The 13,231-nt window shown below is 70.7% G+C and carries 12 protein-coding genes; 7 read left to right on the forward strand and 5 right to left on the reverse strand.

The window, feature by feature from the left end:
- Nucleotides 1-28: 28 nt before the first annotated feature.
- Nucleotides 29-1,219 carry an ROK family protein gene (locus ABH920_RS29995; protein ID WP_370352537.1) on the reverse strand — a complete coding sequence of 397 codons (1,191 nt, stop codon included), beginning with the start codon at nt 1,217-1,219 and terminating at the stop codon, nt 29-31.
- Between the two features lie 499 nt (nt 1,220-1,718).
- On the opposite strand from ABH920_RS29995, the gene ABH920_RS30000 reads away from it, so the two are divergent.
- A complete protein-coding gene (locus tag ABH920_RS30000) occupies nt 1,719-2,723 on the forward strand; it encodes an ArsR/SmtB family transcription factor (protein ID WP_370352538.1) in 1,005 nt (334 codons plus the stop codon).
- Between the two features lie 12 nt (nt 2,724-2,735).
- Here the strand turns inward: ABH920_RS30000 and ABH920_RS30005 are convergent, their stop codons facing one another.
- Together ABH920_RS30005 and ABH920_RS30010 are read right to left on the reverse strand one after the other, a co-directional pair.
- Nucleotides 2,736-3,284 (reverse strand): N-acetyltransferase family protein, encoded by a 549-nt coding sequence (locus tag ABH920_RS30005; RefSeq protein ID WP_370352539.1) that lies wholly within the window; start codon nt 3,282-3,284, stop codon nt 2,736-2,738.
- A gap of 112 nt (nt 3,285-3,396) precedes the next feature.
- Nucleotides 3,397-4,644 (reverse strand): polysaccharide lyase family 7 protein, encoded by a 1,248-nt coding sequence (locus ABH920_RS30010; protein WP_370352540.1) that lies wholly within the window; start codon nt 4,642-4,644, stop codon nt 3,397-3,399.
- 212 nt (nt 4,645-4,856) lie between these two features.
- Between ABH920_RS30010 and ABH920_RS30015 the strand changes: the two genes are divergently transcribed.
- The 5 genes from ABH920_RS30015 (at nt 4,857) to ABH920_RS30035 (ending at nt 10,732) form a co-directional block, all read left to right on the forward strand.
- Complete coding sequence (locus ABH920_RS30015; RefSeq protein ID WP_370352541.1) at nt 4,857-5,339, forward strand: hypothetical protein; 483 nt, start codon at nt 4,857-4,859, stop codon at nt 5,337-5,339.
- A gap of 124 nt (nt 5,340-5,463) precedes the next feature.
- Complete coding sequence (locus ABH920_RS30020) at nt 5,464-6,147, forward strand: PadR family transcriptional regulator (RefSeq protein ID WP_370352695.1); 684 nt, start codon at nt 5,464-5,466, stop codon at nt 6,145-6,147.
- Nucleotides 6,144-6,875, forward strand: coding sequence for an ABC transporter ATP-binding protein (locus ABH920_RS30025; RefSeq protein ID WP_370352542.1), 732 nt, complete (start codon nt 6,144-6,146; stop codon nt 6,873-6,875). Before ABH920_RS30020 ends, ABH920_RS30025 begins: the two co-directional genes overlap by 4 nt.
- On the forward strand, nt 6,872-9,766 hold the full coding sequence (locus tag ABH920_RS30030) for an FtsX-like permease family protein (protein WP_370352543.1): 2,895 nt from the start codon (nt 6,872-6,874) through the stop codon (nt 9,764-9,766). Before ABH920_RS30025 ends, ABH920_RS30030 begins: the two co-directional genes overlap by 4 nt.
- Before the next feature lie 132 nt (nt 9,767-9,898).
- Nucleotides 9,899-10,732 carry a hypothetical protein gene (locus tag ABH920_RS30035; protein WP_370352544.1) on the forward strand — a complete coding sequence of 278 codons (834 nt, stop codon included), beginning with the start codon at nt 9,899-9,901 and terminating at the stop codon, nt 10,730-10,732.
- A 17-nt stretch (nt 10,733-10,749) separates the two neighbouring features.
- Here the strand turns inward: ABH920_RS30035 and ABH920_RS30040 are convergent, their stop codons facing one another.
- Nucleotides 10,750-11,673, reverse strand: a complete 924-nt coding sequence (locus tag ABH920_RS30040) for a zinc-binding alcohol dehydrogenase family protein (RefSeq protein ID WP_370352696.1) — start codon at nt 11,671-11,673, stop codon at nt 10,750-10,752.
- A gap of 110 nt (nt 11,674-11,783) precedes the next feature.
- Between ABH920_RS30040 and ABH920_RS30045 the strand changes: the two genes are divergently transcribed.
- On the forward strand, nt 11,784-12,239 hold the full coding sequence (locus tag ABH920_RS30045) for a MarR family winged helix-turn-helix transcriptional regulator (RefSeq protein WP_370352545.1): 456 nt from the start codon (nt 11,784-11,786) through the stop codon (nt 12,237-12,239).
- Here the strand turns inward: ABH920_RS30045 and ABH920_RS30050 are convergent, their stop codons facing one another.
- Nucleotides 12,240-13,136, reverse strand: a complete 897-nt coding sequence (locus tag ABH920_RS30050) for a LysR family transcriptional regulator (protein WP_370352546.1) — start codon at nt 13,134-13,136, stop codon at nt 12,240-12,242.
- Nucleotides 13,137-13,231 lie beyond the last annotated feature (95 nt).

Here is a 13,231-nt window from a genome sequence, read left to right on the forward strand (position 1 = left end):
CCGCTCACCCGGTAGCCGCGGCGCACGTCTACCCCCTGCGCAGGACCGGTGCGTCGATGTCCGAGAAGGTCGCGGCCTCCGGCGCCGGGAAGGACGCGGAGACCTCCACCGTCCGCTCCAGGAACGCGTCGATGGCGTCAAGCGCGTAGCGCACGGCCCCCAGGCTCACCGACTGGTTGCCCAACGACGACACGTGGATCGTCGATATCCGCGTGTATGTATAGTCATTGACATAGCGGCGCAGCGGGGTCAGCAGCGTCTCGCCGGCGCGCACGATGCCGCCGCCGATCACGACCACCTCCGGATCCAGCGCCAGGGCCAGCGCCGCGATCCCGAAGGCGAGCCCCTGGCTGAAGGCGTCCACGGCGGCGACCGCCTTCGGATCGCCTTGCGCGGCAAGGGCGAAGACCTCCTCGCGGCGCGGCGTCTTGCCGTCGACCCGCAACGCTGCCAAGTGGCCCGGGGCCTCGTCCCAGCCGAGCCGGGACAGCGCTCCGATCTCGCCGGCGCCCCCGGAGTGGCCCCGGTAGAGCTTGCCGTCGAGCAGGAGTCCGGCGCTGGTGCGGTTGCCGGACAGCACGAACACCATGTTGTCCACGTCCCGCGCGACGCCCCGCCAGCGTTCGGCGACGGCGGCCAGGTTGCAGTCGTTCTCCAGCAGCACCGGGCAGCCGAGCCGGGATCTGAGCTGGGCGGCCAGATCCGGGTCGGGGAAGTCGGCGCCGGTCATGACCTGCTCGACGCGGCCCCGGTGCACGATGCCGGGGGTGCCGACGCCGGCGATCCACACATCGGCCGACTGCTTCCCGGCCGCGGCGAGCGCCTGCTCGGCGACGCCGATGACCACGTCGAGCCGCTCCGGGGCGGGAGCGCCCGGCTCCACGGTGCGGTGCACGGACGCCAGGGGCTGGCCGAGCAGGTCCGTGACGGTCACGACGATGTTGTGCGGCCCGATGTCCAGGCCGAGCAGCAGGCCGCACTCGGCGTGGACCCGGTAGTGCCGCGCCGGGCGCCCGGCGCCGGGGTGCCCTTCCTGGCCGTCCTCCAGGAGCCAGCCCCGCTCGACCAGGTCCAGGACCACGGCCTCGGCGGCCGTGCGGGACAGGCCGGTCGCCGCCGCGAAGGCGGCGATGGTCTTCGGCACCTCACCCGCGCAGCGCAGGGTCGCCAGCAGGTTCATGCGCCGGAGCAGTGATCGATCACCGCTGCGTGTGGTCACGCTTGTCTCCCTCAACGCGACGTTCGGCTGACCAAGGCAGAAGAGTGCCGACAGGTCGGAACCTTGACACGTCTGTTCGCAGGATATTACCTTCAACTTGCTTATTTAATAGGGGTGACTTCGTCCTCTCTTGCCCACCGCCCTCGAAGATCGGTGCGTCGACAGCGCCAGCATCCGTTCCGGCTCATCCAGAAGGACTCCGGTGACACCATCGAAGCAGACCCGCGACCATCGTGGTCGCGATCCTCTCACTCCTGACAGCCGGCACCGGCGGCGATCGATCGGGTTCCGCGCTGCCCGCCACCGACGCCGCGCGTGCGGAATTCGCCCGTGGCGAGCGCCAACAAATGCATCGCCCGCACGTCTATACACACGGCAGGCCATCGCGGCCACCGCCACCACAGACGCGGTACGACACACCTCCGCCGGCCACAGGTGAGGGCGCGCCGCAGCGCAGTCCATCGGTTCGAGTGAGCACATCAGGGGCGTTGGGAGCAACATGCTGCAGCTGGGCCTGGACAGCACGACCTTGGCCCGCACGAGGTTCGGGATCTCCCCCGCCTTCACCGCGGTCGAGAGCCTGAGCCTCCTGCGTCGGGACGGGGCGTCGAAGGGGCGGATGCCGGACCTGATCCGCCAGGTGGTGCAGGAGCGGAGGCTGGTGCTGCTCGAGGCGCTGTTCAGCGGCGAGTGGGACTACGTCCCCGACGCCCTCACGCCGCAGCCGAGGCGGCCCGAGACGGACCTCGCCGACGAGCTCCACGCGATCGCCACGACCTCGCCGCAGCGCCTGCGCTGGGAAATCAGGCTCCTGCTCAAGGGCACCACCGGCAACCTGCGCGCGCACCCGACCCCCGCGGTCCTGCGCAACGCCATCGAGCAGGGCGAACAGCGCCTCGCCGAGCGCCTGGCGGCGGAGATCGAGCAGTACTGGCACACGCTGGGCGCCCCGATGTGGAGCTCGCTGCGCACGCGGATGCTGTACGACATCGAGGCGCGCGGGAAGCACATCGTCGAGGGCGGCTTCGGCGCGATGCTGGGGACGCTGCACCCGAGCATGCATCCGTGGCGCGAGAACCAGCTGCGGCTGTTCAGCCGACTGTCGGGCAACGTCTCGGCGAGCGGCGGCCTGCACCTGGTCCCGATGGTGTTCACGCGCTCCCGACCGCTGCTGGTCGCCGACCTGTCCCCGGCGCCGGAGCGGCGCCTGCCGATGATCGGCTACCCCGCGCAGGCCGACGGCACCACGGATCCGCTGATCCCGGCGACGCCGGAGCTGCTGGGCGCCACGCGGGCGCGGATCCTGGCGGACCTGCAGACGCCGCGGACGACGACGGAGTTGAGTGAGCGGCACTATCTGACGGCCGGGACGGTTTCCTACCATTTGAAGATCCTGCACCGCGCGGGGCTGGTGGCTCGGGCGCGGAACGGGTATCGGGTGCTTTATCAGCAGACTGAGAACGCTGCGGCTCTGTTGGCGGGGTTGAAGCAGGGGATCGCTTGATGGCTGCGCGCCTCAGAACCCTGAGAACCCCGAGTCCGCGACGTCCGGCCAGGCGATGCGCAGCTTGACCGGAGCACCGACCAGCCGACCCGGAACCCCGCCCGGCGCCGCGATCGGCGACTTCTCCACGCACGTCCCGCCCATCGCGGCGTAGAACCGCTGCGCGTTCCGGTTCTGCTCCTGCACCCACAGGTACATCGCCGAGGTCTGCGCGAGCTCGACGACCGCGGTCGCGGCGCGGCGCAGCAGTGCCGCTCCGACACCCGTGCGTTGGCGGTCAAGCCGGACGTGCAGGTTGTCGACCAAGCTTCCCCACCGGTCGTCGTCGTGCAGCGCCAGGTGCATGAACCCCGCCAGCCCGGCGTCGTCCTCGGCGAGGACGGTCACGGTGCCGGTCGGCGTCGCCAGCCGTGACGACCACACCCGCACGCGGTCGCTCAGGATGTCGCCGTCCAGGTAGGCGTCGGAGTAGGCGCCCCGGTAGTGACGGCGCCAGCTGTCGGCGTGCAGCCCGGCCACGGCTTCGGCGTCCTCGACGCCCGCGTTGCGAAACGTGTCCACCCCGTGTCCCTTCTCGTCGCCGGTGTGCGAGGGCGTGAAGCAGAGCCCTCACACACCGGACGCCGTTGTGCTCCAGAACCAGCTCAGCTGTGCGAGCTCAGCCCGTGCGAGCTCAGCTGTGCGAGATCGACAGCGCGTAGAACCCGACCTTGGCGCCGACGCTGGAGTCGCTGCCGGAGGTCTGATCGTAGTCGCCGGCCTTGAAGTACATGCCGTAGCCGTCGAACGTCGACGAGGCCGTCCACGTCTGCGCGGCGCCGCCGTTGAGCGACAGGCTGATCGTGCTGCCGCTCAGCCCGATCACGTAGCTCCACTGCGTGCCGACCGGGACGTTGCCGACGTCCGTGAGCACTTCGTTGCCGCCGGCCGGCGTCTGCTCGATGGCCATCTTGATGTCGCCGTTGGCGTAGTAGAACAGCTCCAGCAGCGGCTTGGTCGAACCGCCGGAACCGAGGTGGATCTGGCCGACGCACACGTGGTTGGGCACCTGCGTGACCTTCAGCGTGGCACTGAGGGTGTTGGTGGTGCCGGCCGCGAACCAGTTCGCCGCCGAGCCGTCGGAGTTCATCTCCCGCAGTTCCGAGCGCGAGTAGTTCGAGTTCGGGGTGGTGACGCCGTTCTCGGGGTCCCAGAACGTCATCGCGCCGTCGTTCGGGTCGGTGTAGAAGTACGAGTCCTGATAGCCGTTCGCGCCCTCCAGCTGCGACGGCACGATCGTGGTCGGCGAGCCCGGCGAGCCGGTCGGCTCCTGGAGCTCCCACACCGAGAGGTCGAAGTTGCCGCCGGGGGCGACCGAGGTGTTCAGGCCGCCGCCTCCGCCGGGGCCGCTGCCGCTGGGCAGCGACCACTTCTGGTTGGCGGTGTCGGCGCAGCTCCAGATCTGCGCCTGGGTGCCCGAGCCACCGGAGCCGGTGTCGTCCAGGCACTTGCCGGAGTTCGGGTTCAGGAGCTCGCCGTTGGACTGCGGGACCCACGTCTGGGCGCCGGTGCCGTTGCAGTCGTAGAGGTCGACCTTCGTGCCGTTGGCGGTACCGGCGGAGTGCACGTCGAGGCACTTGCCGAGCACCTGCAGCGTGTTACCGGCGCTGTCCACGGTCCAGCTCTGCGCGCTGGTGCCATTGCATGTGTAGACCTGGACCGGATTGAGGTTGGCGGTCGAGGCCGAGCGGTCGTCCAGGCACAGGCCCTGATAGCCGGTGATCTGGCCGGTAACGTTTGCGGCCGATGCCGTGGGAGCGAGCGTCATGCTCGCCCCGGCAACGCTCAGCGCGACGCCGAGGGTCCCGGCGGCGAGCGACGCCATGGGGCGGCGTCGGCGCGGGTGGGGGTGGGGGTTGCCAGTGTGGGGACTGGTGGTCATTGCGGAACGTCCTTTCCGGGCGTGGGCCCGTGCAGCGGATGTGGGTGCCGAAGCAAGAAAGGTGCCGAGCGCATGAATTCACATACATGAACAGTGGTTATGTAGGTGAACGGCGCACACGATAAGAGACGCAGACAGGCTCGTCAATGGCCTGAGTCGCCACCTGCCCCGGGCCGCAAGAGCTGTCGCACACCGGCACTAGATTCGCCGCCATGACAGAAGCCGCCAGCCCCTCCCCCGCACCCTTCACCGGCGACCTCGGCGACCCCGACATCCCGGTCCTGCGCGAGCACTTCCGCGACGTCGCCCGCTGGGTGCTCCGCGAATCAGTAAGCGACCAGCTGACCGCCGACCACATCGACGCCCTAGCCGAAGAACTCGCGGTGATCCTGGCCACCGGCCTCGGCCCGGCACTGAGCCGCGAAATCTCGCACCAGGCCGAAACGACCCTCGCGAACCCGGAGAACGGAGCGGTGTCCTTCGGCTACGACCACCAGCTCAAAGTCGGCGGATTCTCCGCGTCGGACCTGATGAAACTGCTCGACGCGGTCGGCCGCCTGGTCGACGCTGACGCCGGCGTCAGCGTCTCGGACGCCATCAGCGGGCTGCATATAGCCCACCAACAAATGCTCTACAACGCACACCACGCCTGGCTTGTGAAGAACGATCCGGAGTACGCCGCCTCCAGCGACTAAGACCTCCCGGTCCGCGTCACCATCCCCGTCGCCGCCCCCACCCCCCACTTGCCCTCGCCGTGCATACCGGGTATCTATATAGCCGTGACCCGCAACCATACCGAGTATGCACGGACCCGATAGCGTGTCCGTCAAACACTCCCTCCTGGCCGTCCTCGCCGACGGCGACCGCTACGGCTACCAACTCCGCGCCGAGTTCGAGGAACGGACCGGTGCCACCTGGCCGCTCAATATCGGGCAGGTCTATACGACGCTGAGCAGGCTGGAGCGCGACGGCCTGGTCGAGCCCGCCGGGCAGGACGCCGCGAACCATGTCTTCTATCGCATCACCGATGCCGGGCGGGACGAGTTGTTCTCCTGGTTCGCGCGGCCGGTGACCCGGGCCGAGCGGCCGCGGGACGAGCTGGCTGTGAAGTTGGCGCTCGCGGTCACGGTCGCCGGCGTCGATGTGGCCGCGATCGTGCACGCGCAGCGCAAGCACGCGCTGGCCGCGCTGCAGGACTTCACGCGCGTCAAGGCCCGGCTGGATCCCGACGAGCTGGCCGCCTCGCTGGTGCTGGAGTCGATGATCTTCCAGTCCGAGGCCGAGATCCGGTGGCTGGACCACGTCGAGGCGCGCGTGCTGCGGCACGCGCGCGAAGGCCGGACTTTGCCGGTCGGCCGGCCGGACGCCGCAGCCGCAGCCGGCGGCGGCGGCCCGGACAGTGAGAGCAACGCAAGCACCACAGGCGCCACAAGCAGTAACAGCAGTACCAGCAGCGCCGGCGCCACACCGGCCGCTGCCACCTGGGAGGGGAAAACCATATGACCGGCAAGACAATCCTCGAGCTCCGCAACGTCACCCGCACCCACGGCAAGGGCGCCGCCGAAGTCCACGCGCTCCGCGGCGTGGACCTGGTCGTACGCGCCGGGGAACTGGTGGCCGTCATGGGGCCGTCGGGCTCGGGCAAGTCGACACTCCTGTCGCTCGCCGGGGGCCTGGACACGCCGTCCGGTGGGGAGGTGGTGGTCCAGGACACGCCGCTGAGCAGCCAGTCCAAGGCCCAGCTGGCGGCCATCCGCCGGCGTTCGGTGGGCTACGTATTCCAGGACTACAACCTGATCCCGGCGCTCACCGCTGCGGAGAACGTGGCCCTGCCCCGGGAACTGGACGGCGTGTCGGCCCGCAAAGCCCGGGTCGAGGCGATCGCGGCCCTGGAGGAAATGGGACTCCGCGCCGAAGCCGACCGCTTCCCCGACGAGATGTCCGGCGGCCAGCAGCAGCGCGTCGCGATCGCGCGAGCCCTGATCGGCGAGCGCCGCCTGATCCTGACCGACGAGCCGACCGGCGCGCTGGACACCGAGACCGGCGAGGCCGTGCTGCGACTGCTGCGCAAGCGCTGCGACGAGGGCGCCGCCGGCGTCCTGGTCACGCACGAAGCCCGGCACGCCGCCTGGGCCGACCGCATCGTCTTCATCCGCGACGGCCTGATCGTCGACGAGTCCGCCCCCTCGCAGCGCGCCGAGGACCTGCTGGTCGACGAGGCCCGGCCATGAGCAACTGGAGCCTCGCGCTGAGGGTGGCGCGCCGCGAAGCGTGGCGGAACAAGAAGCGTTCGGCGCTGGTGGTGACGATGCTCGCGCTGCCGGTCGCGGGCGCCTCCGCCGCCGACACGCTGTGGCGCAGCTCGCAGATCACCGCCGAGCAGAAGGCCACCTGGCAGATGGGCCGCTACGACGCGCTCGTCGACGACATCGGCACCCCGATGTACCAGCTCCCCGACGACAGCAACGCCGGGCCGGTGCGGGACGCGTCGGGGAACAGCCGGCCGTTGCGCACGTCGCCGGCGACCGTCGCGGACCTGGCCGCGCTGTTGCCGCCCGGTTCGCGCGTCGCGGCGCCGCAGTCGACCGACGGCACGGAAGTGCAGGTCAGCGAGAGCGACGGCCGGGCCTGGGGGCAGGTGTCGGAGATCGACCTCACCGATCCGCTGCTGTCCCCCACGGTCGACCACGTCGCCGGCTCCGCCCCGACCACCGCCGACGAGATCGCGCTGAGCAGCGCGATGGCCGGCGAGCTGCACAAGGGCGTCGGCGACACCATCACGGTGCGGGTGATCGGGCCCGGCGGTCGCGACGCGACGCCCGGGGTGACGGTCGGGCCCGCACCCGTGGGCCAGGCCGCGCCGGTCCAGACGTCCCCGCCGTCGACATCGCAGGACACGTCACAGGGCACGTCACAGGACGCGTCGAACGGGTCCCGGACCGTGCGCATCACCGGGATCTACGACAGCAAGGCGCAACCCTACAGCGAGGTCATCTTCTCCCGCCCTGGGGTCTTCAGCCAGCAGCACACCGGCGGCGGCAGCACCGCCTTCCCGATCGCGGTTCCCGGCGGGGTCGGCTGGGACCTGACCCAGAAGCTCAACGCGCAGGGCTTCACCGTGAAGTCCAAGCTGCTCCTCGCCGACCCGCCGGCCCGTTCGCAGGTCCCTTACTACACGGCCTACCCGAACAGCATCTTCGGCGACAACACGCAGAGCCGGACGCTGACTGTGGCGGCGATCGCGCTGTCCATCGTGCTGCTGGAGGTCGTGCTGCTGGCCGGACCGGCGTTCGCGGTGAGCGCGCGCCGCCGGCGCCGCGACTTCGGCCTGCTCGGCGCGGCCGGCGCGGACGGCCGGCGGCTGTGCCGGATCGTGCTGGCCGACGGCGTGGTGCTCGGGGCCGCCGGCGGGGTGATCGGCGCCGTGGTCGGTGTCGCGGCCGCGACCGTCACGCTGCCGTGGTTCGGGCACTTCACCCAGCAGGCGATGGGCGGCTTCCGGCTCAAGCCGCTGGAGCTGCTGGCCGCCGCGCTGGTCGGCGTCGGCACCGGCCTGACGGCCGCGGTGGCGCCGGCGGTCACGACGGCCCGCCAGGACGTCCTGACCGCGTTGACCAGACGGCGCGGGCAGTCCAGGACGCCGTGGAAACTGCCGCTGCTCGGACTGATCGGCGTCGTGCTGGGCACCGCGCTGATCCTGGTGGGCGCCTGGCATCACGGCAACGCGATCTTGGTGGCCTCCGGGGTCGGGGCTGCCGAGCTGGGCCTGGTCGCGTGTACACCGGTACTGGTCGCATGGTCCGGCAAACTGGCCCGGGCACTGCCGCTGACCGGGCGCCTGGCGCTGCGGGACAGCGCCCGCAACCGCGGCCGCACCGCCCCGGCGGTGGCCGCGATCATGGCCGCGGTGGCCGGGGCCACGACGGTGGCGATGGTCATCAACTCCGACGACGCGCAGCAGCGGCACTACTACCAGAGCCAGCTCCGCATGGGCCAGGCCGCGGCGGCGCTCAGCAACAACAGCTCCGGCGCCGCGCCGGCCCTGGCGGCCCACCTGCTCCAGCAGATCAGCGGGGTACTTCCGACCAGCGAGGCGGCAGTCCTGCAGGGCGTCGGCTACGGAGATCAGGCGACGCCTGCGACGCCGCAGGTGATCCGCACGCCGCAGAACACGTGCCCGCGCAACCTGAGCATGGCCGCACAGGGCAAGGACAAGCGCTGCGACACCGGATTCCAGAGCGGCATGATCCCGTTCCAGACCGGCGCGTCGAACGTGGTGGCCGGAGGTCCGGAGCTGGTGCGGGTGCTGCTCGGGCACGAGGACAAGGCCGCCGAGGACACGCTGAAGGCCGGCGGCGCGGTCGTCTTCGACAAGTTCGACATGGCCACGACCGGGGCGCACCCGACGGTCGAGATCGGCGTCAACGCTCCCTGCGACCCGCAACAGCAGCAACAGCAGTCGTGCCCCGACAAGATCACCAAGACGGCGCTGCCCGCGACGCTCGTCGACAGCCCGCGCTGGGACGTCACCGCCGTGGTGTCGCCGAACGCGCTGGACAAGCTCGGCGCGAAGTTCGCACCGGTGACGCTGCTGTTCGACACCACGCGCATGCCGACCAAGCAGGAGGAGAAGCAAGCCGACAACCTGGTCGGCGCGGCGGGCATCGAGCAGTCCTTCTACGTCGAGCGCGGCTACCAGAGCCAGACCTGGGTCGGCGTGCTGGCCCTCGCCTTCGTGGCCGGGGCGGTGATGCTGGGCGCGGCGGCGGTGGCCACCGGGCTGGCGATCACCGACGCGCAGGCCGACCTGGAGACGCTGGCGGCGGTGGGCGCCAGGCCCCGGGTGCGGCGGCTGCTGGCCGGCTCGCAGGCCGCGGTCACGGCGGGGCTCGGCGCGGTGCTGGGCGCGGCCTTCGGACTGCTGCCGGGCATCGGCCTGGTGGAGGCGAAGGCGCAGCAGATCGCGCAGGATCCGTTCAACACGCTGGCCGTGCAGAAGACGCAGTTCGCGCCGCCGTGGCTGTACCTCGGGGTGCTGGTCGTGGCGCTGCCGCTGCTGGCCGCGCTCGGGTCGGCCGCGTTCACGCGGTCGCGGATCGAGATGCGGCGGCGGCGCGGGTAGGCGACGCGGGCGCACGGCTAGGGCGACGCAGCGGCGCGCGAGCAGGGGCGCGCGCCGACACCGGTCGCGGGGACGATGGCGTCCCCGCGACCGGCTTCCATCGTGGTGGCGCCGAAGGCCATACTGGCGCGCATGGGCGACCTCGGATTCAGCCTCTGGCGGGTGCTACACCGCTACCGCGATCCCGTGCCGGGCACGCTCCGGCTCACGGCCAGGGACTGGAGCGGTTCGAGCGTGACGTACGTCGGTGTCGTGAGCGCTCCTGGGCTGACCCCGACTCCCGTCACACACAAGACGTCGCAGCCGAGCAGCCGCTGGGTGCTGGACGGCATGGATCTGCCGGTCGTCGTCGACCGGGCTCGGCCGGCCAAGCTCAAGATCCTGTGGAAGCAGGTGCCGACGGAGAAGCAGTACCGGGCGAACGTTCAGGCACAGCAGATGAAGCAGGCCGCGGAGACGGCCGCGCGCATGGCGGCGGGAGACACGACAGCCGGTACCGCTACGCCGGGCAACCTGTTCGGCACCATCTTCTCGGGCAACAGCAGCACATTCGCCGGCGGCGGCGACTTCGCAGGCGGCGACCTCGCGCAAGCCGTCACCAACGCCATCAGCGAAGCCTTCGGCGGCCAGTCGAACACGGCGTGGAGCGAGTCGCACGTCCACGTGGAGATCAACGACGGCGCGCCGATCCTCGACGGCATCCCCGCCACCGCGATCGTGACGGCGGTGCAGGACGTGAACGCGCCGGCGTTCTTCGGGCGCATCGTCCCCGGCGGCATCGTCGACCTGACGCTGGAAGTCATGCCGCCGACGGGTGAGCCGTACACGACGCACACCCGGCTGGTGTTCTCCACGCCCGAACGGCGAGCGCGGATCGCGACGCCGGGGACGCAGCTGCCGATCCGGTTCGACCCGACGCGGCCGACGCGCGTCGAGGTGGACAAGACGGCGCTCGATCTGGACTGAGGCCTGGTCGGGCCGTATCAGGGCACGAGGACGACCTTGCCGAGGTTGCTGCGAGACTCGATGATCTCGTGGGCCCGCGCCGCCTCGGCCAGAGGAACGCACGCGTGGACGCGCGGACGCAGGGTTCCGGCCCGATATTCGGCCCAGAGTTCGTCGCGCCAGCTCGCGTAGAGCTTGGGCTTGGTGCGGGCGATCGCCGCCATCTGGAAGCCGATCGCCGAGGCACCGCGGACGAGGAGTTCGTAGGCGTCGATCACGCCGCCGCCGGAGCTGAAAGCGACCAGGCGACCGGCCGGCGCGAGGGCTCGTACGGCCGGGGCGAGGAGGTCGCCGCCGACGCCGTCGAGGACGACGTCCACGGGATCGCCCCAGGATTCGTCGCTATACAGCACGACTTCGTCGGCGCCCAGGTCGCGGACGAAGTCAGCCTTCTGCGAGCTGCTGACCGCTGCCACCACGCGGGCGGCGCCGCGTGCCCTGGCGTACTGGACGGCCAGCGAGCCGACGGCGCTTGCCGCGGCGGTGACGAGCACCGAGTCTCCGGGTCCTGCGACACCCGCTTCGAGAACGCCCCGGGCAATCAGTCCACTGCGAACCAGCGCCACGGCGTCGACTGCGCTCGCGTCGTCGGGGATGTGCGAGGCCATGGCTTCGTACAGGATCGCCACGTCGGCGTAGCCGTGGGAGAAGCACAGGCCGGTGACGCGGTCGCCGAGCGCGAAGCCCTCGACGCCGTCACCCATGCCGACGACGATCCCGGCGACCTCGCCGCCGAGCGGAATCGGTGCGGCGACCTCGCGGACCTTGCGCACCACCGGCAGGGTGACGCCGATCGCCTCGGTGCGGATGAGTAGTTCACCGGGCGCCGGCTCGGGTTCCGGCGCGTCTTCGAGGAACAGGACCTCGGGGCCGCCGTTCGCTTCGTAGCGGATGCGACGCATGTGCACCTCCAGTGCGGGTATCAACAGCCAGATCATAGGGACTTCCAACGAGTTCGAGCGTAGCCCGAGTTCATTGGGATGTCCAATGAACTCGGGGGTAGAGTGCCCGCATGGCCACCCCGAAGCCGCGCCCCCTGGACCGCATCCAAGCCCTGCCGAGCTGGCTCACCGGCCGCGCCGCGGCACGCGGCCGTGCCCTGGTCGCCGAAGCCATCGCCGGCGTCGATCTGAACTTGGCGCACCTGGCGGTGATGGCCGCCGCAGCCCAGAACGGACCGCTGGCGCAGGCGGATCTGGTACGGCGCCTGGAGATCGACGGCAAGGACATGGTGCTGCTGCTGAACCATCTGGAACGGCTCGGCTATGTGGCGCGCGACCCCGATCCCCGCGACCGTCGGAAGAACGCGATCCGGGTCACGACCGAGGGGCTCGCCGTACTCAACCGGTGCCTGAAACTGGCAGAAAAGGCGAACGCTGAACTGCTCGCGCCGCTGGAGCCCGGCGAGCGAGAGCAGTTCATCGACCAGCTGGTTCGAGTGCTGGAAGCGCAGGATGCGCAGCGGTGACTAGTCAGTGCCTGAGTCGCCGACTTGGGCCTGCGCGTACCGACGGAACTCCGCGACGAGACGGTTGTCCTCGCCGGCCCGCGTGACCAACGCGGCCTGCACCGGCTCGACGCCCTGAAGCGTGACGCCGACCAGGTCCGAACGCACGCCGCTCAGATCGGCCGGAAGGATCGCCACGGCCTGCCCGGCGGCGATCAGCTCCAGCGTGTCTTCCAGCACCTCGACCAGCGGGCCGTCCAGCGGATGGCTGCCGTCCGGACGCGGATCGATGTGCGCGAACGCGTTCCACGCAGGGTCGGACAGCGAGATCAGCGGCTCGTCGGCGAACGCGTCGAGCGTCACCGACTCCTCCCTCGCCAGCCGGTGGTTCAGAGGTACGACCAGGACCCGCGGCTCCTTGTAGAGCGGGGTCACGCGCAGGCCCTCCGCGTCGATCGGCAGCCGGGTCACCGCCACGTCCACGCGTCCGTCCAGCAGCGCCTGACGCGGCTCGTTCCAGGCCAGCTCGACGACACGCACCTCGGCGTCGGGGTTCCGCGCCCGCAGCTCACGCACTGCCTCGTCGATCCGGACGTACGGCAACCCGCCGATGCTGATCCGGCTGGGCTCGGCGGCCGAGCGGGCAGCGGCGGCGGCCTGCGCGGCGAGGCGTAGCAGGGCCCTGGCACGCGGCATGAACTGTTCGCCGGCGGCGGTCAGCCTTGTGCCCCGGGGCGTGCGGTCCAGGAGGCGCGCACCGATTTGTTGTTCAAGCCGCTGGATCTGCCGGCTCAGGGAAGGCTGCGCGACGCGCAACTCCTCGGCCGCGCGGCCGAAGTGCCCGAGATCCGCGACGACGGTGAAGTACCGGACCAAACGCAGATCGAGATCCGCCGGAAGCGGCGGCGAGTCGGACATGGTGGGAGTCTATCCGGCGGCCGCGACCAGCAATGATGCCTCAGAGGCATGGGAATGACAATCAGGTCTTGGACACCTGGCATTCGCCGGGCACA

It is taken from the genome of Catenulispora sp. EB89 (genome assembly GCF_041261445.1).
GTDB lineage: Bacteria > Actinomycetota > Actinomycetes > Streptomycetales > Catenulisporaceae > Catenulispora.

Excerpts from the sequence above, each read along its gene's own strand:
- ABH920_RS30000 (WP_370352538.1), top strand. The coding sequence starts at position 1,719 with ATGCTGCAGCTGGGCCTGGACAGCACGACCTTGGCCCGCACGAGGTTC.
- ABH920_RS30010 (WP_370352540.1), bottom strand. The coding sequence starts at position 4,644 with ATGACCACCAGTCCCCACACTGGCAACCCCCACCCCCACCCGCGCCGA.
- ABH920_RS30015 (WP_370352541.1), top strand. The coding sequence starts at position 4,857 with ATGACAGAAGCCGCCAGCCCCTCCCCCGCACCCTTCACCGGCGACCTC.
- ABH920_RS30025 (WP_370352542.1), top strand. The coding sequence starts at position 6,144 with ATGACCGGCAAGACAATCCTCGAGCTCCGCAACGTCACCCGCACCCAC.
- ABH920_RS30030 (WP_370352543.1), top strand. The coding sequence starts at position 6,872 with ATGAGCAACTGGAGCCTCGCGCTGAGGGTGGCGCGCCGCGAAGCGTGG.
- ABH920_RS30035 (WP_370352544.1), top strand. The coding sequence starts at position 9,899 with ATGGGCGACCTCGGATTCAGCCTCTGGCGGGTGCTACACCGCTACCGC.
- ABH920_RS30040 (WP_370352696.1), bottom strand. The coding sequence starts at position 11,673 with ATGCGTCGCATCCGCTACGAAGCGAACGGCGGCCCCGAGGTCCTGTTC.
- ABH920_RS30045 (WP_370352545.1), top strand. The coding sequence starts at position 11,784 with ATGGCCACCCCGAAGCCGCGCCCCCTGGACCGCATCCAAGCCCTGCCG.
- ABH920_RS30050 (WP_370352546.1), bottom strand. The coding sequence starts at position 13,136 with ATGTCCGACTCGCCGCCGCTTCCGGCGGATCTCGATCTGCGTTTGGTC.